Annotated in this window: 22 protein-coding genes; 5 read left to right on the top strand and 17 right to left on the bottom strand. The window is 32.1% G+C overall.

Annotated elements, in window-relative coordinates; translation table 11 throughout:
• Window positions 1-75 precede the first annotated feature (75 nt).
• The 5 genes from J8L88_RS13565 to J8L88_RS13545 all read left to right on the top strand — a co-directional run bounded on the left by J8L88_RS13565 (window position 76) and on the right by J8L88_RS13545 (window position 4,626).
• Complete coding sequence (locus J8L88_RS13565; protein WP_035086701.1) at window positions 76-633, top strand: RNA polymerase sigma factor; 558 nt, start codon at window positions 76-78, stop codon at window positions 631-633.
• A gap of 164 nt (window positions 634-797) precedes the next feature.
• On the top strand, window positions 798-1,694 hold the full coding sequence (locus J8L88_RS13560) for a MerR family transcriptional regulator (RefSeq protein ID WP_027395600.1): 897 nt from the start codon (window positions 798-800) through the stop codon (window positions 1,692-1,694).
• Window positions 1,695-1,718: 24 nt separating this feature from the next.
• Window positions 1,719-3,212 (top strand): NAD(P)/FAD-dependent oxidoreductase, encoded by a 1,494-nt coding sequence (locus tag J8L88_RS13555; RefSeq protein WP_027395599.1) that lies wholly within the window; start codon window positions 1,719-1,721, stop codon window positions 3,210-3,212.
• 99 nt (window positions 3,213-3,311) lie between these two features.
• Entirely contained in the window at window positions 3,312-4,151 is an 840-nt protein-coding gene (locus J8L88_RS13550) for a phytoene/squalene synthase family protein (RefSeq protein WP_027395598.1), read from the top strand.
• 25 nt (window positions 4,152-4,176) lie between these two features.
• Window positions 4,177-4,626 carry a beta-carotene hydroxylase gene (locus J8L88_RS13545; protein ID WP_027395597.1) on the top strand — a complete coding sequence of 150 codons (450 nt, stop codon included), beginning with the start codon at window positions 4,177-4,179 and terminating at the stop codon, window positions 4,624-4,626.
• Window positions 4,627-4,628: 2 nt separating this feature from the next.
• Here the strand turns inward: J8L88_RS13545 and J8L88_RS13540 are convergent, their stop codons facing one another.
• From J8L88_RS13540 to J8L88_RS13460, 17 genes are all read right to left on the bottom strand, one after another.
• The gene (locus J8L88_RS13540) at window positions 4,629-5,192 is read right to left on the bottom strand and encodes a TlpA disulfide reductase family protein (RefSeq protein WP_118386775.1); all 564 of its coding nucleotides are present in this window, start codon (window positions 5,190-5,192) and stop codon (window positions 4,629-4,631) included.
• Between the two features lie 222 nt (window positions 5,193-5,414).
• Window positions 5,415-7,160: a hypothetical protein gene (locus J8L88_RS13535; protein ID WP_247666478.1), complete on the bottom strand. Its 1,746-nt coding sequence runs from the start codon at window positions 7,158-7,160 to the stop codon at window positions 5,415-5,417.
• A gap of 74 nt (window positions 7,161-7,234) precedes the next feature.
• Entirely contained in the window at window positions 7,235-7,903 is a 669-nt protein-coding gene (locus tag J8L88_RS13530) for a Crp/Fnr family transcriptional regulator (RefSeq protein WP_027395595.1), read from the bottom strand.
• Between the two features lie 225 nt (window positions 7,904-8,128).
• The gene (locus J8L88_RS13525; protein ID WP_118386776.1) at window positions 8,129-9,574 is read right to left on the bottom strand and encodes a nicotinate phosphoribosyltransferase; all 1,446 of its coding nucleotides are present in this window, start codon (window positions 9,572-9,574) and stop codon (window positions 8,129-8,131) included.
• Between the two features lie 97 nt (window positions 9,575-9,671).
• Complete coding sequence (locus J8L88_RS13520) at window positions 9,672-10,847, bottom strand: hypothetical protein (RefSeq protein ID WP_147404106.1); 1,176 nt, start codon at window positions 10,845-10,847, stop codon at window positions 9,672-9,674.
• A 77-nt stretch (window positions 10,848-10,924) separates the two neighbouring features.
• Window positions 10,925-11,650: a metallophosphoesterase family protein gene (locus tag J8L88_RS13515; RefSeq protein ID WP_118386778.1), complete on the bottom strand. Its 726-nt coding sequence runs from the start codon at window positions 11,648-11,650 to the stop codon at window positions 10,925-10,927.
• The gene (locus J8L88_RS13510) at window positions 11,647-12,198 is read right to left on the bottom strand and encodes a 2OG-Fe(II) oxygenase (RefSeq protein WP_211060975.1); all 552 of its coding nucleotides are present in this window, start codon (window positions 12,196-12,198) and stop codon (window positions 11,647-11,649) included. The genes J8L88_RS13515 and J8L88_RS13510 overlap by 4 nt, the downstream gene beginning before the upstream one ends.
• Before the next feature lie 5 nt (window positions 12,199-12,203).
• Window positions 12,204-12,749 carry an RNA 2'-phosphotransferase gene (locus J8L88_RS13505; RefSeq protein WP_027395590.1) on the bottom strand — a complete coding sequence of 182 codons (546 nt, stop codon included), beginning with the start codon at window positions 12,747-12,749 and terminating at the stop codon, window positions 12,204-12,206.
• On the bottom strand, window positions 12,721-13,152 hold the full coding sequence (locus J8L88_RS13500) for an ADP-ribosylation/crystallin J1 (RefSeq protein WP_118386781.1): 432 nt from the start codon (window positions 13,150-13,152) through the stop codon (window positions 12,721-12,723). The genes J8L88_RS13505 and J8L88_RS13500 overlap by 29 nt, the downstream gene beginning before the upstream one ends.
• Window position 13,153: 1 nt before the next feature.
• Window positions 13,154-14,116, bottom strand: coding sequence for a DUF1152 domain-containing protein (locus J8L88_RS13495; protein WP_211060974.1), 963 nt, complete (start codon window positions 14,114-14,116; stop codon window positions 13,154-13,156).
• Window positions 14,117-14,119: 3 nt separating this feature from the next.
• Window positions 14,120-14,635, bottom strand: coding sequence for an O-acetyl-ADP-ribose deacetylase (locus J8L88_RS13490; RefSeq protein WP_211060973.1), 516 nt, complete (start codon window positions 14,633-14,635; stop codon window positions 14,120-14,122).
• 20 nt (window positions 14,636-14,655) lie between these two features.
• Window positions 14,656-15,243 carry a DUF4291 domain-containing protein gene (locus J8L88_RS13485; RefSeq protein ID WP_211060972.1) on the bottom strand — a complete coding sequence of 196 codons (588 nt, stop codon included), beginning with the start codon at window positions 15,241-15,243 and terminating at the stop codon, window positions 14,656-14,658.
• Between the two features lie 55 nt (window positions 15,244-15,298).
• A complete protein-coding gene (locus J8L88_RS13480; protein WP_211060971.1) occupies window positions 15,299-15,847 on the bottom strand; it encodes an NADAR family protein in 549 nt (182 codons plus the stop codon).
• Window positions 15,844-16,302: a nucleoside 2-deoxyribosyltransferase domain-containing protein gene (locus tag J8L88_RS13475; protein WP_027395581.1), complete on the bottom strand. Its 459-nt coding sequence runs from the start codon at window positions 16,300-16,302 to the stop codon at window positions 15,844-15,846. Before J8L88_RS13475 ends, J8L88_RS13480 begins: the two co-directional genes overlap by 4 nt.
• A gap of 62 nt (window positions 16,303-16,364) precedes the next feature.
• Entirely contained in the window at window positions 16,365-17,186 is an 822-nt protein-coding gene (gene prs, locus J8L88_RS13470; RefSeq protein WP_211060970.1) for a ribose-phosphate diphosphokinase, read from the bottom strand.
• A 218-nt stretch (window positions 17,187-17,404) separates the two neighbouring features.
• Window positions 17,405-18,085 (bottom strand): NUDIX domain-containing protein, encoded by a 681-nt coding sequence (locus J8L88_RS13465; RefSeq protein WP_211060969.1) that lies wholly within the window; start codon window positions 18,083-18,085, stop codon window positions 17,405-17,407.
• 99 nt (window positions 18,086-18,184) lie between these two features.
• Window positions 18,185-20,452 carry an aconitate hydratase gene (locus J8L88_RS13460; protein WP_027395578.1) on the bottom strand — a complete coding sequence of 756 codons (2,268 nt, stop codon included), beginning with the start codon at window positions 20,450-20,452 and terminating at the stop codon, window positions 18,185-18,187.
• Window positions 20,453-20,686 lie beyond the last annotated feature (234 nt).

The following is a 20,686-nucleotide window of genomic DNA, read 5'->3' as shown; positions in this document are numbered from 1 at the left end:
TATATACATGATGCAAAAATCACATCAATCCCCTACTTTATTTTAATTTTTATAATTTAGCAAGTGATTGTTATCATGAAGAATCAACACAATAACATAGAAAAATTACTTATTAACGGGCTAATAGAGGGGGATCAAAAAAGTTATAAAATTTTATTTGATCAATATTATGACTGGTTATGTAATTATGTCCATAAGTTATCTAACGATAGCACATTATCCGAAGATCTGGTACAAAATGTTTTTTTAAGACTTTGGGAAAAAAAATCTACTTTACACATTACCTCTTCACTCAGAAATTATCTTTTCCGATCTTGCCATAACGAATACCTGATGCATTTGCGTAAACAAAAAAAAGAGATCGATTTATTAGATGAATTAAAATGGAAAGCGCTTTTTCAATTATACCAAGAAAATGAAAAAATGCAACAAGAAGCAAATTGGTTAAAAATAGAAAGCGCAATAGAAAAGCTACCAAAAAAATGTCAAGAGGTTTTTAAATTAAGTAGATTCGAACAGAAAAAGCATAAGGAAATTGCCGAAATTCTAGGTATTTCTACAAAAACTGTAGAAATTCATATCACGAAAGCATTGCGGTTTTTAAAAACAAATGTCTCTGCCTTTTTCTTTTAAGTATTTCTATAGAAGTACCTTTTTACTGTTAAATACATAAGTCTTTTAAATTTCAAATTCAGTTTCTAAATATCTTTTTAACAGTTATCGTTAATAATTTAACAAGAACTATCTAAAGATTATCTACTTTTTGTTTAAATTTGTTTAACTATTTTATACAAAAGGTGAACAATATAAAACAAAATTTTAGCATTAAGGATCTGGAGAATTTATGCGGTGTTAAAGCGCATACGATCAGGATATGGGAAAAAAGATATAATTTATTGTCACCAGATCGCACAGAAACCAATATAAGAACTTACAGTTTAAAAAGCCTTCAGAAATTACTTAATGTAACTTATTTAGTAAATAGCGGATATAAAATATCTAGAGTTTCAAAACTTAATAATGAAGAAATAGATGAGTATGTGCGAAGAATTGTTTCTGACAATAGCACAAAAAATCAAGCGATCAATTCTCTTAAAATATCCATGCTTAATTATGATCTTCAATTGTTTCTAGGAACTTATGAGCAATTAGCTGAGAAAAGAACTTTTAGACAAATATTTACTGATGTTTTTATTCCTTTGTTAACAGAGATTGGTCTATTATGGCAAACAAATACTATAAGTCCATCTCACGAGCATTTCATAACAAACTTAATCAAGCAAAAATTGCTTATCAATATTGAAAAACTTCAATATTCTAAATCTACAAAAACAGATAAGGCTTTTATACTTTTTCTTCCGGAAAATGAGATCCACGAACTAGGTTTGTTATATATTAACTATGAGATATTATTACAAGGATATAAAGCTATCTATTTAGGGCCTAGTATTCCTCTTGATAGCTTACCCAATATGCTTACTTTTCATGAAAACACTACATTTTTGTCTTATTTTACTGTTAGACCTGAAAAAGACAAAATAAAAGACTATGTTGCAAAATTTAACGATATAATATGTTCGAAACGTGAAAGTGAGTTTTGGATGCTGGGTAAACAAACCATGCATATATCTGAAAATAGCGCTCCCAACCACCGTTATTTCTCATCTATCACAGATCTAATCAAAGAATTATAACATATTATCTATAAACAAACCACTATGTCAAAGAAAGTAGTAATCATTGGTTCTGGCTTTTCGTCTCTTTCTGCCTCGTGTTATTTGGCGCAATCAGGATATGATGTATCGATCTACGAAAAAAATGATACCGTTGGTGGTCGAGCGAGACAACTTAAAAAAGACGGATTTACATTTGATATCGGACCTTCTTGGTATTGGATGCCAGACGTATTTGAAAAGTTTTTTAATGATTTTAATACTTCCCCTTCTGATTTTTACGGATTAGATAAATTAAATCCTGCATACAAAGTTTTTTTTGAAAACAAAGAAAGTATTACAATTGAGGATACCTTAGAAAAGATATATACCGCTTTTGAAAAAGAAGAAAAAGGAAGTTCTATAAAACTTAAAAAATTTATTGATGCCGCAAAAAACAACTACGATATTGCGATTAATGAACTAGTATATCGCCCAGGTGTTTCGCCCATAGAATTGGTAACTAAAGAAACCATCAAAAAAATTGGACAATTTTTTAGTACTATTTCAAAAGAAGTTAGAAAAGAATTTAAGAACGATAAATTAATTCAAATTCTTGAATTTCCAGTACTGTTTTTAGGTGCAAAACCAAGTGATACTCCTGCTTTTTATAGTTTTATGAACTATGCAGATTTTGGATTAGGAACTTGGCATCCAAAAGGAGGAATGTATCAAGTAATACTAGGAATGAAAAAATTAGCAGAATCGTTAGGTGTTGATTTTTTTACCAGTTCGCCTGTAGAAAAAATTGAAGTAGACAATGGAGTTGCAAATGGTATTGTCGTTAATGGTACCAAAATAAATGCAGATATAGTATTATCCGGTGCTGATTACCATCATAGTGAAACGTTATTAGAACCTAAATATCGACAGTATTCAGAAAAATATTGGGAACGCAAAACATTTGCTCCCTCTTCATTGCTGTTTTATGTAGGTTTTGACAAAAAACTAAAAAACATTCATCATCATAATTTATTTTTTGATACAGATTTTGATATACACGCAAAAGATATTTATGATGAGCCAAAATGGCCAGAAGAACCTCTTTTTTATGCGAATTTTACGTCTGTTACGGATTCTGGTTCAGCTCCTGAAGGAAAAGAAAATGGCTTTTTCTTGATTCCTTTAGCACCTGGAATAGAAGATACTCCAGCTTTAAGAGAAACTTATTTTGATAAAATTATAACGCGTTTTGAAGATTTAACTGAGCAAACTGTTCGAAATAATATTATCTTTAAAGAATCCTTTTGTGTTAAGGACTTTGTAAAAGAGTATAATTCATACAAAGGAAATGCATATGGAATGGCTAACACACTGTTGCAAACAGCATTTCTAAGACCTAAGTTGAAAAGTAAAAAAGTGAAGCATTTATTTTTCACCGGTCAACTAACTGTCCCTGGACCTGGAGTTCCACCTTCTTTAATATCTGGTAAATTAGTAGCAGGATTAATAGAATCACAGTTAAATGTATCAAGAAAACCTAAACTTCAAACTGTTTAATTTATGTAAAACACAACTGATTATTCAACACTATTATTAAAAATCTAATTATTAATTCTCCAATCACATTGAGACTTAAACCTAACTAAAACCATATCCATGAAAGCTTTATTTGATTCCGTTTCTTATAGTTGTAGTAAACTTGTTACTAATTCATATAGTACTTCTTTTTCTCTTGCATCTAAAATGTTATCTGATTCTATTAGACAGGATATTTATAATATTTATGGATTTGTAAGGTTTGCAGATGAAATAGTTGATAGTTTTCACGATTACGATAAAGAAACATTGTTTAATGACTTTGAAACTGAAATGTATAAAGCGATTGAGCAAAAAATAAGCTTAAATCCAATTTTAAACTCTTTTCAGCAAACGGTTCACGATTACAACATTGAACCAGAATTATATGAAGCATTTATGAAGAGTATGCGATTAGATCTTCATAAAACAGATTACTTGACTAATGCCGAGTATAAAGAATATATATATGGTTCTGCTGATGTGGTTGGACTAATGTGTCTTAAAGTGTTTGTAAAAGGAGATGATAAGAAATATAACGAACTTAAAGAAAGTGCTATGCATTTAGGTTCAGCTTTTCAGAAAGTAAATTTCTTAAGAGATCTAAAAGCTGATTTTGAAGAATTAAGTCGTACTTATTTCCCTGATACTGATCTTACACAGCTCGATGAAATGTCTAAATTAAGAATTATAGAAGAAATTCAAGAAGATTTTGACAAAGGTTTCGAAGGTATTATGAAACTACCAGCAGAAGCTAAATTTGGGGTTTACACCGCTTATATTTATTACAAAAAGCTATTAAACAAACTAAAGTCGACTCCTTCTGTTGAAATAAAGAATACTAGAATACGTGTCCCTAATTATCAAAAATTTGGTCTATTAGCTAAATCATATTTTGATTATAGATTGAACTTAATATAATAGTATATTAAAAAAATTATCTAAAATGAATACTCTTATTTGGATATCAATTTTTATAGCTACATTTTGTTTTATGGAATTTATGGCATGGTTTACTCACAAATACGTCATGCATGGATTTTTATGGTCTTTACATAAAGATCATCACCATAAAGATCATAGCAGTTGGTGGGAGCGTAATGATTTATTTTTTGTTTTCTACGCTGTAATAAGTATGTCGTGTATCATGCTTCATGATCCTATTACTTTTTGGTTTGGAGAATCTATTGGTTTTGGAATTTTAGCATATGGTATTGCCTACTTTCTCGTTCATGATATTTTTATTCATCAACGTTTTAAACTATTTAGAAACGCAAATCATTGGTATGCAAAAGGTGTGCGAAGAGCACACAAAATACATCATAAACATTTAGGTAAAAATAAAGGAGAATGTTTCGGAATGCTATTTGTTCCTTTTAAATATTTTAAAAAATAAAGTTATTCTGCAATTAATTGGTCAATCGTAGCCCTTACCTTCTCTGTATTCCAATCTGCTGCACCAATTTTATGAATTACTATATTTCCTTTCTTATCAATGAGGTAAGTTCCAGGAATAGGTTTGTGAACGAAAGGTTTAGGATGTTGTTTTGATAAAGACCTATAAATAGGGTAATTATAACTTTTATCACTCATAAATTTGTTTAATTCAGGATCATCATCTTCCGTAAGGAAAACAAACACTACTTTATCTTTATAATCATTATATAGTTTTTGCAAAGATGGCATTTCTGCAATACAAGGAGGACACCAAGTTGCCCAATAGTTCAATAAAACTACTTTACCCTCAGCAACATTGAAATTCATTGATTCTGTATTCACCCCGTGTAATTTCCAGTCATAAGTAGCCACTTGCGCTCGTTCTTCTACATCTACTAAACTAGGGCTAAACGAAAATATTCTTGTTAAGAAAATTTGCATCATTCCTCTAGTATTAGGAATAAAAAAGAGCAATAAAATAATTACAAAAATTAAATTAGATATATTCTTTTTATTGAATTTCATAAGTGGTCTAGTATAGTATTACTTTTAAAATTTGTCTGTATAAACAGGTTTCCTTACAAAAGTATATAAATTAATAAAGCGCAACTTGGGGTTGCGCTTTAAAACTAACAAAAAAACAACAATGAACTATTGTGATATACTTCCTAAGAGAAGAGAAGCTACTACGTTAAGTTCACATTATCATTATCTTTAATGATTTTTATTTCTTTTTCAATGTATCTTTTAGTTTCTTGTTACTTGTATAGAATTTGATAGGCTGAAACATCCCTTAAGATCATTTGCATTCATACCCATTGCTAATCCTTCTAATCCATCCTCATATCTTAGATACCAGATTAGACATACTCCAGTTCCTGCTGCATCAAAATCAACACCTTGTACATCAAATAAAGTTCCTGGTAGTCCTAAAATTTCGCCTTGATCATCTGTAATAATCCACGTGCTATTAGGTCCTGCCGCATTTGTATTATCAATTGACAATCCACTTACCATATCTGGCGTTCCATCTACAGTAAAAGTATAAGGACCTCCTGATATTACCCCTGGACTCGTATTACAGTTTCTAGTTACTGTTATCGAATTAGAAAGATCAAAATCTCCTGTTACATTGTTAGCGTTCATACCCATTTCTAATCCTGTTACTGTTCCTGTGTATCTTGCATACCATATTAAACAAATACCTGGACCCGCAGCGTCAAAATCAACACCTTCTACAGCCATCAACGTTGGTGGTAATCCTAAAATATTACCTTGATCATCTGTAATTACCCAAGTACTATTATCACCAAATACATTAGTATCATCTAATGTAATTCCTGATACCATATCAGCAGTTCCATCTACATCAAACTCAAATGGTCCTCCAGAAATTACTCCTGCATTAGCCACTTGATTACGAATAACCATTATAGAATTAGAAAGATCAAAATCTCCTGTTACATCATTAGCATTCATACCCATTTCTAAACCAGTTACGGTTCCATCATATCTAGCATACCATATTAAACAAGTACCTACTCCTGCTGCGTCAAAATCAACTCCTTCTACAGCCATTAGTGTTGGCGGCAATCCTAAAATATTTCCTAAATCATCGGTAATAATCCAAGTACTATTGGCCCCAAAAGCGTTAGTATCATCTAATGTAATTCCGGATACCATATCAGCATCTCCATCAACGTCAAATTCAAATGGTCCTCCAGAAATAGTTCCTGCATTTACAACTTGATTACGAACTACTGTAATTGAATTAGAAAGGTCAAAATCACCTGTTACATCATTGGCATTCATACCCATTTCTAAACCTGAAATTGTTCCTTCATAACGAGCATACCATATCAAACAGGTTCCAGCACCTGCTCCATCAAAATTAACTCCTTCTAAAGCAGTAATTGTTGGAGGTAATCCTAAAATATTTCCTAGATCATCAGTAACTACCCAAGTACTACCAGAACCAAATACATTAGTGTCATCTAATGTAATGCCTGAAACCATATCTGCTTCACCATCAACATCAAATTCAAATGGTCCTCCAGCTATAACTCCTGCATTAGCTACTTGATTTCTTATTACGGTAATCGAATTAGAAAGATCAAAATCACCTGTTACATCATTGGCATTCATACCCATTTCTAAACCGGTAATAGTACCATTATATCTAGCGTACCATATTAAACAAGTTCCTGCACCAGCCTCATCAAAATTAACCCCTTCTACTGCAGTTATTGTAGGTGGTAATCCAAGAATATTCCCTTGATCATCTGTTACTATCCATGTACTACTTGTACCAAATGCATTGGTGTCATCTAAAGTAATTCCTGAAACCATATCTGCTTCACCATCCACATCAAATTCGAAGGGACCACCAGCGATTTCACCAGCATTAGCGACAAGTACGTTATCGTCGTCGTCATTACAGGAAACTGCGATCAATCCTATCGCTAGTACTCCTATTATTAATTTTTTAAACATTGCCTTTTGTTTTATGATTATTATTACTGTAAAAATAATTTCATAAAACTTTTTAAAATGTTAGGTAGCTAACACTAAGCAACAATTTTTAAACGAATTTCTCTTCTATTGAAATCTATTTGCTTAGACTCTTTCAATTCGTTCATAATGATATTTAAGGTAGGACGCGATGTACCAATAAGATTTGCTATATCTCTTTGTGTATATGGATGTTGTATCACAGTATCTCCAGTATTAGGACAGCAATACCCAAAATCTTCTTTAAGTTCATCTAGGAATTCTAGTAATCTAGTTTTAGTATCCTTAAATAAGAGTAATTGCAACCTTCTTTCTAAACGTTTAAAACGAAGTCCAATAAATTTATAAACCTTTAAGCTAAAGGTCTGATTATCCCTCATAAGATCGTGCATAGTTTGCACCCCAATAGGACAAATGGACGTTGCATTATCAACGGATTGTGCAAACTCTGTTCTTCGATCTTCTCCTAAAATTGCTTTTTCTCCAAAAAGCTCTCCTCGTGTTAAGATTGCTTTTACAACTTCATTCCCATTTTCAGAATAATAACCAATTTTTACCTTCCCTTTTTCAATTAGGTATACTTTATTGGCTGAATCTTCTTCAAAATAAATGTAATCGCTCTTTTTATAAGCGTCGAAGTCGTGATCTTTTTTGTAATTTCTAAATTTATGAGGACATAATACCTTGAAGAGATTGGCATCCTCAAAAAACCAAATTGTACTCATGATGTTTGTGTTTTATAAGTTAGTTAGATATCTAGTGACTGATACCATAAAGACTGTCGTAATACTAAAATGATCCTTACAAAAAAATGATCAAATTAATTTTTTGTAAAACAAACGAGAACCTCACTATGTTATAACAAGCTATTCATTATAAACCCTATACAACTACAAACAAAAACTCCCAAAAAATACTTTTTTGGGAGTTTTAATGAATATTCATTTAATTCATGACAGAATCTTTTTTCTAATCTCAGACAAACTTTCATCTTTAATTAATTTACCATCTTTAAAAACAGTCTCAAACAATCCTTGAGTTTCTTCCTCTACTGTACATTGATCTTTTAATATAATCTCACCATTAGACTTATATAATTGCATTAGTCCTTTTGCTGATTTTTTAGTTCCATCATCTGTTATTGGATCTTTAAAAATTTCTCTTCCTTCTCCATTCACCTCAACATAAGTAGCTTTCATAGCAAATCCAAAAGTATCTCTAGTATTATATTGATAAGTAAAACTCCCTATTCCTAATACTACATTAGTAGATGCAAAACCTTTTTCCTTAAGACGCTCACAGATCTGTGTTGCTCTATCTATTGTAATACTATCCCCATAAATTGCTCCAATTTTAGGATTTAATACCTTATATCCTTGTTCATTAATGGCTCCTCCAAATTCATCCCAAAGCAATTCGATAACACCTTTAGCTACTGTAGGGTTTTCATGTTCACAACCACAAATAATATCTACTGGATCACCAGAATCCGGTCTGATCACCAATTTTCCGTCACGCTTTAAAATTTCTTCTTTTAACTTTGGAAGATATTCTGTTAATACTTTCCATAGATCCCAAGTATCAGATACTACAGATAAAATTCCTGTTGGATATGTTTCTAACAATCTTTTAAAAGTTCCAATCTCATCATCTTTACTACCGGCACACATCACACTATGTTCAGTTGCATTTACACTACCTATTACCAGTTCTTTTGTAACATCAGCATTGTAATACATTTCATAAGCTTTTGCTACTGGTAAAGTATCACTACCAGAAAAAGATAATGCATGCCCCATTCCACTAAGGATAGCTGATTCTGTACCAGACATTCCTCTCATCGAAAAATCATGCCCTTGCCAAGTAATAAATTCCTGGTTTTCTTTATCAGTTTCCATAGCATACTTACTAAGAATCTTTTGATATTGCTTAGCAATCGTAGCAGAAGTACAAGGCTGCCAGATAATATTAGAAAGTAGAGTTTCTAAATAGTTTGTTAACCAAAAGAATTCTGATTTTGTATTAACCAACGTAAACATAGGTACTCTTATAGGTACTTCTGTCCCTTCTGGTAATGCTTTTATCTCAATTGGTAAATATCCTAAATCGTGCAATGCTGCAATATGCTGAGTGTCATAATCTACACCCAAATAATTATCCACATATTTTTTATATTCTGCAACAACTTCTTCTTTTGGCTGATTAAAAAAGTCTTTATTAAATCTCTTGATTAAATACTCTTTGATAAAATACTGTAATCCGAAAAAGACAACATGATCAATTCCATCTATTCTACTTTTTCTAGGAGTCCAGTTAGAATACACTAAAGTAGTTCCATCTGGATATTGTTCTTTATGACCTAATTTGTAACCGTCTGTTAATAATAGTGGATTCATATATTAATTGTTTTGCGTTAATTATACGCAAATATAGTTTTTATTTTAAAATAAATAAAATTTTTAAAAACATTTCTTCTAAAATGCCTTTTATATTCTACTTGTTTCTAACCTTATTTAAGTATTTTTTAAATTCTTTTTGAAAACTAACAATATCCATCTTTTCCTTTTTAACGCTATCTCCTTCTATATATTCTTCATAATAAGAGTCTACTCCTTTGTCAAAAAATCGTATTCCTGTTACTACATTTCCATCATCTCCAGTTTCTAAATACCCTCTATATTTTTCTGGTTCTTTTGGGTAAGTTCCTTCTTCTCTCTTAGTTTCTATTATAGCAGCTTCTACTAAATCACTAAAAAAAGTGTCCATATCAGCGGACTTAAAAATTTCTGGTTTATCAAAAAAAATATTTGAAATATTTATTAAATTAAGAGTGGGTAAATAATCTTGAAAACCACTAGTACCATAACTATAAGTACTATCATTCTTATCATACATAAAAAGGATACTATTCTTAGGCAAATTATTAGTTTCTCCTATCACAAAATATTTAGAACCTATATTTTCATTATTCATAACATATCTTATCTCCCAGTACATATCTTTTTTTGATAAGTTTGTCTGAAATTTATCTCCTTCGACAGCCAGTGTAGGAGACTCTATAACTATAGAATCACTCTTTAGAATCATAGAAGTTCTCTGATAATAATGCATAGCAAATACATCAATATACAATGCTACAATCTTACCATCCATTATCTTTTTGGAAAACAGAGCAGAAGGTGCTTCGACATATTCATATCCCTGAAGAATTTTACCATCTCTATATATCGATTTTATATTGAGTTTTGCCTTGTATAGATTTCGCTCATATTCCTCGTATTCTTCTTCACTCATTTCATACTCTTCACTAGTTTCATCTTCTTCTCCCTTAAAAAGTTCCTCACTAATTTCTACTGTTTCTGCTCCCATAGCCATTTGAAAAACATCTAATGAATATTGAAACTTAGCCTCTCCATTTTCATAATAATCTACTCTAGGGAAATCTTGATCTCCTTTGGAGAAATATCCATTAAAAGGAATACCATCTTTATAAATTCCTATATATGTTTTCTGGGGTTTTTCTAAAATTAAAAAGGAATTGTGCTCAATAGTATCTTCCATATTTTGAGAATTAATAGTGTTGGATAAAAGCATACAGAATACCAAAAGAAAAGTCATTTTGACCTTATAATTGATTGTATATTCAAGTGAAAATTTGATAATCATCATTATAAATATTTTGAATGACAAAAATCGGTAGAATTTCATGTAGAAACTACCCCATTTTCAGCTAAAACAGGAAAGACTTAGTTTCGTCCTTTTTCATTAGGATATAAGGAAGGTAATGAATCGCTTTGCCAAAATTCTTTGGTATCAATATCCAGTATTGTGAGTTTTCCTTTAAAAGCTGCTCCTGTATCGATGTTCCAAACATTAATTCCTTGCATTGGGACATCACAATTATAATGTAATGTTGGTGTATGACCTATATATATTTCAGAATATAGTTTTAATCGATTTGGATATAATGCCGAGTGTTTTTTAACTCTTTTATCCATTACAATAGCCATTTCCCACAATGTCCTATCCCATCTATAATTAGTAAGATACACTTCATTTTCTGGCCCTTTCATTGATGAAAATCCTGCATGAATAAACAATCTATTCTCTTTATCAACATGATAATTTTTGAGGTTTTTATAAAACTCTAAATGAACAGAAGTGCTAAAGTTATTAGTTAAATAAGAAGTAATAGTTTCTTTACCTCCATTGCGAAACCAAATATGGTTTTCGGTTTCTGGATCTAATAACCACTCATGACACCATACATCATGATTTCCCTTTATAAAAATACATTTTTGTTTTTTGCTCAATTCAATTAGGTATTGAATCGTTTCTGCAGATTCGCTCCATCCGTCTACATAATCACCTAAAAAGATTAATGTATCTGATGGTATTACTTTAGCTCTTTCTAGCACCTGTAGTAATGCCTTGTAACCTCCGTGTATATCTCCAATTACTAATGTTCTCATTGTATTAATTTATACATTATATCCGTTCTTAACACATATTTTGTTCCTGAGATTATTGGTTTTCCCTCATGACGTAGTGGATGATGGAATATCAAAGCATCCCCAAGTTTAGGTGTAATTGTGACTCCGTTTTCAAAATAAGTTTCTCCACCTTCAAAATCTTCATTGAGATATATCAAAAAAGAGAAGAAACTACATTCCTTCTCATTTCGTTTATAACTACCATCTCGATGCATTTTAAAACGTTGTCCCTCTTCATACTTATAAATACGAAATATTTCATTAAGACCATTCGCTTTATAAATCCCAAAATTCTGTACTACATATAGTTCTAATTGTTTCCAAATCTTATCAGCTAGCAATTGGTCTTTGAATAAAATTCGTTGATTATTACGAACTCCTTTTACCATTACTTGTTTGCCATCAATAGAAACTTTAGCCTCTTCGAATGAAACTTGTTCCCCTTTCTCTATGAAATGATCACACATTTCTTTTGAAAGAAAATCTTCTATTAAAAATATTTCTGGATGTAGTACTTTCTTGATCATCACTTTCACTTTTTAAACTCGATATACTCTGGAGCAACAGTATCTGTTAACCAGACTCCATTATCGGATTGATAAAATTCAATACCATCGCGATACATATCTCCTGATCGAACCGTTAATATAATGGGCACTCCTCTTCTGGAACCTACCTTCATTGCTGTTTCTAGTTCTTCGCTAAGATGCACATGATGTCTACTCATCTTTAGCAGACCTTTTCTTCGTATATCTTCTCTGAACTTCCCTACGGTACCGTGATATAAAAATTCTGGTGGTTGAATAGGCGTATATTCTAAATCTACTTTTATAGAATGTCCTTGATTCGCTCTGATTTTGGTCTTATCCTCATTAAAAGCAAAACGCTTTTTATCATTAGTAGCTACCACTTCTTTTAGGGTTTCTATAGTTAGTTTATTGCGATGTTTATTTGCTTTACTTATCAATTCATTAACATCTGCCCAACCGTTTTCATCTAATTTCAATTCAATCTTTCCTGGATTATGCCTTAGGATAAGACTCAAAAATTTACTTATTTGTTTCGTATTTGTTTTCATTTTTTTCAATAATTCTTTTTAATTCTTCATTTTCAGGTGAGGTATATTTCTGACCGAAATATGTTTTTGTTACCCTAATTTCTCCTACTATATTTTCATTAAACTCTTCTAATTCTTCTGCGGGAATCCATAATTCATTATGAATGGGACCTCCTACATTTTCTACTTTATATTTTTTCAAAAACGACTCGTTCATATCAAAAGTGGTTACAAAACCTGAATACCCAGATCCTTCATCATCCAAGTTCCACTTGGTTGCTATTTCTATGGCATATACTTCATTCATTACTGGATAGAAGATCGGTTGCCAACTCAATCTTTGAGGGAAATATTTCCATCCAGTATTATGAATTAACTCTAGTTCTTTTAATCCTACAGGTCTATATAGTGTTATAGTTTTCATTTTAAATTGGCATTTGTTTTTTCACCCTAATATCTTCTAAACCTTCTCTGTATTCTGATAACCCCATATTAAATTCATCTATGGTATTGGTGTTTTTTATATAATCATAATACTTATTCTTTTTCAGAACTTTTTCTAATTCAAAACACCAATAAATTGTCATTAATGGATTAATCCACAATTCACTTCCTTTTGTTCTACCAGTCTTATGATAGTTTCCATAATTCCCTTCTAAGGCACTAATAATCGAATTAGAAACAATACTTTCCATTCCTTTCATTTTACTATCCACAAAATCGATTGCTTCTTTATACTTTTGGCCTTCTAACATTGAATTAAGCACTTGGAACGACCCCAAATATGCATTCTCTCGATCTAATTCTGCTAAATTTTCGAGAAACCTATAATGAGAAACTCCGTGAAAATGATCTACTCCAAAACCAATACTTACTAGTAATTTTTTAGCAACATTGATCTGAAACGCTGCTGCCATGGAAGAAACATCTTCTTGTGGCGTTCCTAATCCTTCTTCATCTCCAAACATTAAACAATCAGTTCCGCCATCCACCAAAATAACAGTGTCTATTTTATGTTTATCTACTAAAAACTGATATGCACCCTTAAGAGGTTGGACTGCTATTCTTTCAAAAGCGTAAATGTCCACTGATATTCCCTGAGATTGAAACCATAATTTAAGGTACTTCTCTGGAAAATATGCTGGCATTGTATATACCTGATCACCAGATCTTATTTTATAACAAAAAGGAAATACTGACTCTGAATTGGTATTGCGTAATCTCGTAAAAGAGTAATTAGCAATAGTTACCTTTTTACCTTGTTGTATTAAGCTAAAATATAATGGTATAGCAGCGTAGATATCAAAGCCACCTCCCATTCCTGCTAGCAGTATGTTATTGCTTTCTTCAACTTCCTGAAAAAAAGGTATTTTATCTAGTGTATACATAGTTTATTTTTTTATCCTTAACAATTCATCATATAACTTATAGTTCTCTTCATCAAAACACACAAAGATTACTTCTTCTATTTGATCTTGCTGAAAACTCATTACCGTTTCAATGGCAATCTTAGCAGCCAGTTCCTTTGGAAACTTATAAATCCCCGTACTTATGTTAGGAAAAGCAATGGTCTTAATATCATTCTCTATAGCCAATCTTAAAGAATTCAAATAACAATTAGCTAGTAGTCTTTCTTTATCTTTTCCTCCTGTATTCCATACCGGTCCTACCGCATGGATTACATATTTAGCAGGAAGATTTCCGGCAGTTGTAATCACAGCCTCTCCTGGATTACATTTACCTTGGGTAGCTCTAATCTTTCTACAAGCCTCTAAAATTTCCGCACCTCCTTTTCTATGAATTGCTCCATCCACTCCTCCTCCACCTAATAAAGAGGTATTCGCAGCATTAACAATGACATCTACCTTTACAGTCGCTATATCTGATTGGAGTACTTTTAGTTTCATACATCACTTTTTTACTTAGCTCACCTAATTCCTATTCTTCGTTTTGTATCATCAGGAACTTCATATGTTTTTTCTCCGGGTACTAATCTTTTAGCTTCCTTATACTTGCCATCTTTTAGTAATAATCGAATTTTCTTGGTTAACGGAGTTAAATCGTTTATTTCCTGTATCCATTCTTCATTATATTCTTTTATTAAATCTCTACCAATACCCACCTGAATAGACCTTACTTGCATCTTCGCTCCTTTTAATGTTCTTTCTGGATCCCATTGTATATGAACTTTTGCATTTCGGAATTCCTTATCCCATAAAGCACCACTTTTATAAATAGTTTTATCAGGATCTGTTAACACTCCCATTGACAGCGCTTTTTCCCAACTAGCTTTATTTATTTTTATTCCAAGGATATACTCCTGATTCGATTTTGTCCCCCAATTACTTCGTTCCATTAACCATAAATAAGATGGTTTGATCCAGGTCATTCGATTAAAAGAAAAAGGTGATTCGAACTTATTATTCTTGATAGCAGACACTGCAATAGATTTACCATAGGCCTGATATACCGTAATCGTATCTCTATCATAATCTGCTCGTATTTCCTTAATCATTACCATTCTTACAAGGTTCTTCTAATTTCATTTCAAATAATCTTTTAAAAATCCTTTATGGGCTTAGCAAATCCCTCACTTCCATCAGGGCAAAACCCAATAGATTTTGACCTCTCCACAAATTAGGATTTTGAGCTTTTTCGTTTGCCTGTCCCATTCCGATTCCCCATATGCGATCTCTTGGACTTGCTTCTACAATAATTCTTTTCTTGGTATTCAATAAAAACTCTTTCAACTCTTGGCGCTGTGAAAACTTATGATAGTTTCCTTGTTTTACAATTTCGTACTTATGAGCATCCCATACCTTAGGATCAAAGTTTCTAACCTTTCTACCTAGTTGTTTTGCTTCCATTGGTTGATTGCAATCAATAATCTCTTTTAAAATTTCAATATCTTCAAACAATCTGGCTTTTTCAACCATCATCCAGTGTTCTGCAGTTTTATAGACAACTCCTTCTACTTCGAAAGACTGATTCCACCATTGACTAAAACAACTTTTACCAATACTTCCATCTTTATTAGGCGTATGCCCCCAGAAGAACAGATATTTCAAACTCTTTCCTTTATTAAACTGCTCTTGTATGTTTTGTAATGTGTATTTCATTTCACTCTCTTCTTTACTTCATTAATCAATTCTTCTAAACTATCTACTTGTTTTACTTCATATCTCTCACAAACAATAGCTACATTTCCTTTTCTCCAAAATTCATCTGGACAACAAACAATTAGTTTTCCACTTCTAGCAAACAACCCCAATTCTAATAATGTAATTGGAGACTTTGTATTTTTATCAAAATACATTATAATCATTTCAGCCTTTTCTAAAGCTTCTAGTTCCCAGTCTACTTGTTCCTTAAAAACAGGATTGTCAATTGTTTGTTTCCAACTAGCATCCCAACTTGCTCTTCTGGGATTTAACAAGGTTACATCGTATTCTAATAACTCATTTATAACTATATCCTGCCATCTTTCTGCAACACCTACTTCGATACTACCTGCTAAAAAAACACTTAGATTTTTATCTAGTTCTATTTTTGTTGGTGCAGTTATTATTTTCATAGTTTTATATTTTCAATTCTTAGATTCCAGCCTGCGCTGGAATGACAGTATTTAATGTTTAGCTATATAACTGGAAATTGTATAACGTTCTTCTCTTCTATATCCCTAAAAGAATTGGTAGTAAAAACAGTATCAAATGACTTATTTAATTCTTCAAATCCTTTACTGAAAATTCCATGGCTTACTACTAAGCTTAACTTCCCTGCATTTTTTCCTTTTAATGCAGTTGCCAATCCTAAAAACGTTCCACCTCCATCACAAATGTCATCTACAATTACGCAATGTTTTCCATTAAGGTCTTCTTCATATACTCTAAAACCAGAGAGTTTCCCTGTTTTTACATCTCTTTTCTTAGAACATTCTACAACTTCTATTCCTCCTAAATACTCAGATACTTTATAAATCTTTTTTAATGCTCCACCATCAGGAGATATCAACACAACATCTTCATTAATATGACCTAAGCACTGTTTTACATACTCATAGTTCTCTATCACTTTTACATTATTCAACAACGCTGGAGTTACTTCAGAATGTGGATCAAAAACCATCACCTGATTATAGTTTTGCGCATTTATAATATCTGCATATACTTTTACACTTAGTGACTCTCCACTAACCATCACTCTATCCTGTCTTGCAGCTGGAAAATACGGAATCAAAACATTAATTAATTTCACATCCATTCTACGCAACGCATCTGTGGCTACTAACAATAAACCAACATCATTAAATGAATTCAATCTATGTGTAATTGTTACTTCATTACCTATGGATTTTTCAAAGATTTTGATATGTGGCTCACCACCATTAAAAACAAACGAAGTAAACTCAATTGATTTATCGAATGGAGTAAATGATTGATCTAAATGTAAATACTGCATAATTGTGTTATTTTTACGCAAATATAAAACAGATCAATATATTGACAAAATATTTTGCGTAAAAAATACAATAAAAGATGTTTTACAGGTATTACTAACTATAATTTGGATTCCACACTGGATGCTCTCATCCTTCAGGAGGGATCAACATGATATCTTAGAATAATGAAAAATGAGTTCTACTACTTCTCGACTCCGCTCTAAGTACTACAGAATCTTTATTTAATATCGAAAAGGAAACCTTCTTCTTTAAGCTTGAAGTATTGCTTTTGATTGAATTTGAAAAGATTTGCAGGTCTTCCTCTTCCTTCAGAAATTTTTTCTTTTAGTTCTTCTAAAATACCAAAGCTTAGAATTTTTTTTCTAAAATTTCTTCGATCGATTTGTTTATCGAGAATTGTCATATATAGTTTCTCTAAGTCAGAAAAGAGAAACTTATCTGCTAATAAATCAAAGCCAATAGGTTCATAGGTTAGTTTATTACGCAATCTTTTCTTAGCAATATCAAGAATAGTAGCGTGATCGAATGCTAACACAGGAAGTTCATTAATATCAAACCAAGCTACATCATTAGCATCGGTATCTGCTTTTATATTATGATGTTCTGGTTTCACTAAACCAAAATACGTAATACTCACTACCCTATTTCTTGGATCTCTTCCTGGTTTCCCAAAAGAATACAACTGCTCTAAATAATCAGCAGTAACATTAGTTTCTTCTTTAAGTTCTCGTTCTACCGCATTTTCTAAACTTTCATTCTCTAACACCAAACCACCTGGTAAGGCCCATGAATCTTTAAACGGCTCTATATCTCTTTTGATTAAAAGCACATGCAGTGCCTTATCTTTGTATCCAAAGACTACTGCATCTACTGCTACTTTAATATTTTGGCGTACCATATACGCAAAATTACAAAATTCTGACTTTTTACAAAACAAAAACTCCCGAAGAATAGTCTTCAGGAGTTTCCTATATAGTCTGTATTATTAATCTAAAATTTAAGCGTTTTGTTTCTTTATTAAATTCAAAGCAGAACCTTCTTTAAACCATTCGATTTGAGAATCGTTATAGGTATGATTTACTTCAATTACATCTTTAGAACCATCTGCATGTACAAACTCTATATTTAAAGTTTTTCCTGGTGAAAAAGCATTTAAATCTAAGAAGTTGATAGTATCATCTTCCTGAATTTTATCGTAATCTCCTTCATTTACAAATGTAAGTCCTAACATACCTTGTTTCTTAAGATTTGTTTCATGGATACGCGCAAATGATTTTACAATTACTGCAACAACACCTAAATGTCTTGGTTCCATTGCGGCGTGTTCACGAGAAGAACCTTCTCCATAATTATGATCTCCTACTACGATTGTAGGAACACCCGCAGCTTTATACGCTCTTGCTGTATCTGGCACACCACCAAATTCTCCATCTAATTGATTTTTAACAAAGTTTGTCTTTTTTCCAAAAGCATTAACAGCACCTATTAAACAGTTATTGGATATATTATCTAAGTGTCCTCTATAACGCAACCAAGGACCTGCCATAGAAATATGATCTGTAGTACATTTTCCGAAAGCTTTGATTAATAGCTTTGCTCCTTTTATTTCATCACCTATTGGTTCAAAAGGAGTTAATAACTGAAGCCTTTCTGATGTTGGACTTACATTAACTTGCACTCCACTACCATCTTCTACCGGCGCTAAATATCCCGCATCTTCCACTTCAAAACCTTTAGGAGGTAACTCCCATCCAGTTGGTTCATCAAACATTACTTCTTGTCCATCTTCATTTAGCAACTTATCTGTTAATGGATTAAAATCTAAACGTCCAGAAACAGCAATAGCAGCAGTTAATTCAGGAGATGCTACAAAAGCATGTGTATTCGGGTTTCCATCTGCACGTTTCGCAAAGTTTCTATTAAAAGAATGAACGATACTATTCTTCGGAGCATTTTTAGGATCACTATATCTTGCCCACTGCCCGATACAAGGTCCACAAGCATTAGTAAAGATTTTAGCATCCAATTTTTCGAATATTCCAAGAATGCCATCTCTCTCTGCTGTATACCGTACCTGTTCAGAACCTGGATTGATTCCTAATTCTGACTTCATTTTTAGACCTTTATCCAATGCTTGTTGCGCAATAGAAGAAGCACGTGATAAATCTTCATACGAAGAATTGGTACAAGAACCTATTAGCCCCCATTCTACCTGTAATGGCCAATCATTCGCTTTTGCTTTCTCTGTCATACTCGTACCAACCTCAGTTGATAAATCTGGTGTAAATGGCCCATTTAATAATGGTCCTAATTCTGACAGATTAATTTCTATAACCTGATCAAAATATTGCTCAGGATTTGCATATACTTCTGGATCTGCAGTTAAATGTTCTTTTACTTTATTAGCGGCATCTGCTACTTCAGCTCTTTCTGTAGCTCGTAAATAACGCTCCATTGATTCATCATACCCAAATGTAGATGTTGTAGCACCAATTTCGGCACCCATATTACAAATAGTTCCTTTTCCTGTACATGACATTGAAGTTGCTCCTGGGCCAAAATATTCTACAATAGCATCAGTTCCACCTTTTACAGTAAGAATTTCGGCTACTTTTAGAATCACATCTTTTGGTGCTGTCCAACCAGATAATTTACCAGTTAGTTTAACACCTATTAATTTAGGAAATTTTAATTCCCAAGGCATTCCTGCCATTACATCTACAGCATCAGCTCCACCTACACCAATTGCTACCATTCCTAATCCTCCTGCATTTACCGTATGAGAATCAGTACCAATCATCATACCTCCAGGGAATGCATAATTCTCTAAAACTACCTGATGTATAATTCCAGCTCCAGGTTTCCAAAAACCAATACCATACTTATCAGATACCGATTCTAAGAAATTAAATACTTCACTACTGGTATTCATTGCTGATTGTAAATCTTTATCAGCACCAACTTTAGCCTGAATTAAATGATCACAATGTACCGTCGTTGGAACTGCAACTTTCTTTTTTCCAGCTTGCATAAATTGCAATAAAGCCATCTGAGCAGTTGCATCTTGACAAGCAATACGGTCTGGAGCAAAATCAACATAATCCTTACCTCTAGTAAATGCTGTTTTACTTTTACCATCCCAAAGATGTGAGTACAAAATTTTCTCTGCTAATGTTAAAGGTTTTCCTGTTACTTCGCGAGCAGCATCTACTCTTTCGGCAACTTGAGCATACACCTTTTTTATCATATCGATATCGAATGCCATATAGTTGTGTTTTATGTGTTTTCGTTATTCTTTTTTAAGTATTCCAAGATACGAAATATCGAATGACTACGAAAAGAGTATTGAGAATATAGAATGATTATAAAAAATATTCTATTGCACTAAAAACAAGTATTATACAAACTAAGAATAACCTGCACATAATATCGATTGCAAACAATCAATTTTAAACTTGATTCCCTAAACTGTCTATTTTCATTAAAAAGTTTATCTCAT

Origin of the sequence: Aquimarina sp. MMG015 (assembly GCF_018100855.1) — a bacterium.
Lineage (GTDB): Bacteria > Bacteroidota > Bacteroidia > Flavobacteriales > Flavobacteriaceae > Aquimarina > Aquimarina latercula.
Note: the sequence above shows the minus strand (reverse complement) of the source record. Positions and strands in the feature narration are given on the sequence as shown.

Excerpts from the sequence above, each read along its gene's own strand:
- J8L88_RS13510 (WP_211060975.1), bottom strand. The coding sequence starts at position 12,198 with ATGATCAAGAAAGTACTACATCCAGAAATATTTTTAATAGAAGATTTT.
- J8L88_RS13465 (WP_211060969.1), bottom strand. The coding sequence starts at position 18,085 with ATGGTACGCCAAAATATTAAAGTAGCAGTAGATGCAGTAGTCTTTGGA.
- J8L88_RS13495 (WP_211060974.1), bottom strand. The coding sequence starts at position 14,116 with ATGTATACACTAGATAAAATACCTTTTTTTCAGGAAGTTGAAGAAAGC.
- J8L88_RS13545 (WP_027395597.1), top strand. The coding sequence starts at position 4,177 with ATGAATACTCTTATTTGGATATCAATTTTTATAGCTACATTTTGTTTT.
- J8L88_RS13550 (WP_027395598.1), top strand. The coding sequence starts at position 3,312 with ATGAAAGCTTTATTTGATTCCGTTTCTTATAGTTGTAGTAAACTTGTT.
- J8L88_RS13475 (WP_027395581.1), bottom strand. The coding sequence starts at position 16,302 with ATGAAAATAATAACTGCACCAACAAAAATAGAACTAGATAAAAATCTA.
- J8L88_RS13485 (WP_211060972.1), bottom strand. The coding sequence starts at position 15,243 with ATGATTAAGGAAATACGAGCAGATTATGATAGAGATACGATTACGGTA.
- J8L88_RS13460 (WP_027395578.1), bottom strand. The coding sequence starts at position 20,452 with ATGGCATTCGATATCGATATGATAAAAAAGGTGTATGCTCAAGTTGCC.
- J8L88_RS13500 (WP_118386781.1), bottom strand. The coding sequence starts at position 13,152 with ATGAAAACTATAACACTATATAGACCTGTAGGATTAAAAGAACTAGAG.
- J8L88_RS13480 (WP_211060971.1), bottom strand. The coding sequence starts at position 15,847 with ATGAAATACACATTACAAAACATACAAGAGCAGTTTAATAAAGGAAAG.
- J8L88_RS13520 (WP_147404106.1), bottom strand. The coding sequence starts at position 10,847 with ATGATGATTATCAAATTTTCACTTGAATATACAATCAATTATAAGGTC.
- J8L88_RS13515 (WP_118386778.1), bottom strand. The coding sequence starts at position 11,650 with ATGAGAACATTAGTAATTGGAGATATACACGGAGGTTACAAGGCATTA.
- J8L88_RS13565 (WP_035086701.1), top strand. The coding sequence starts at position 76 with ATGAAGAATCAACACAATAACATAGAAAAATTACTTATTAACGGGCTA.
- J8L88_RS13525 (WP_118386776.1), bottom strand. The coding sequence starts at position 9,574 with ATGAATCCACTATTATTAACAGACGGTTACAAATTAGGTCATAAAGAA.
- J8L88_RS13490 (WP_211060973.1), bottom strand. The coding sequence starts at position 14,635 with ATGAAACTAAAAGTACTCCAATCAGATATAGCGACTGTAAAGGTAGAT.
- J8L88_RS13535 (WP_247666478.1), bottom strand. The coding sequence starts at position 7,160 with ATGTTTAAAAAATTAATAATAGGAGTACTAGCGATAGGATTGATCGCA.
- prs (WP_211060970.1), bottom strand. The coding sequence starts at position 17,186 with ATGCAGTATTTACATTTAGATCAATCATTTACTCCATTCGATAAATCA.
- J8L88_RS13555 (WP_027395599.1), top strand. The coding sequence starts at position 1,719 with ATGTCAAAGAAAGTAGTAATCATTGGTTCTGGCTTTTCGTCTCTTTCT.
- J8L88_RS13505 (WP_027395590.1), bottom strand. The coding sequence starts at position 12,749 with ATGAAAACAAATACGAAACAAATAAGTAAATTTTTGAGTCTTATCCTA.
- J8L88_RS13540 (WP_118386775.1), bottom strand. The coding sequence starts at position 5,192 with ATGAAATTCAATAAAAAGAATATATCTAATTTAATTTTTGTAATTATT.
- J8L88_RS13530 (WP_027395595.1), bottom strand. The coding sequence starts at position 7,903 with ATGAGTACAATTTGGTTTTTTGAGGATGCCAATCTCTTCAAGGTATTA.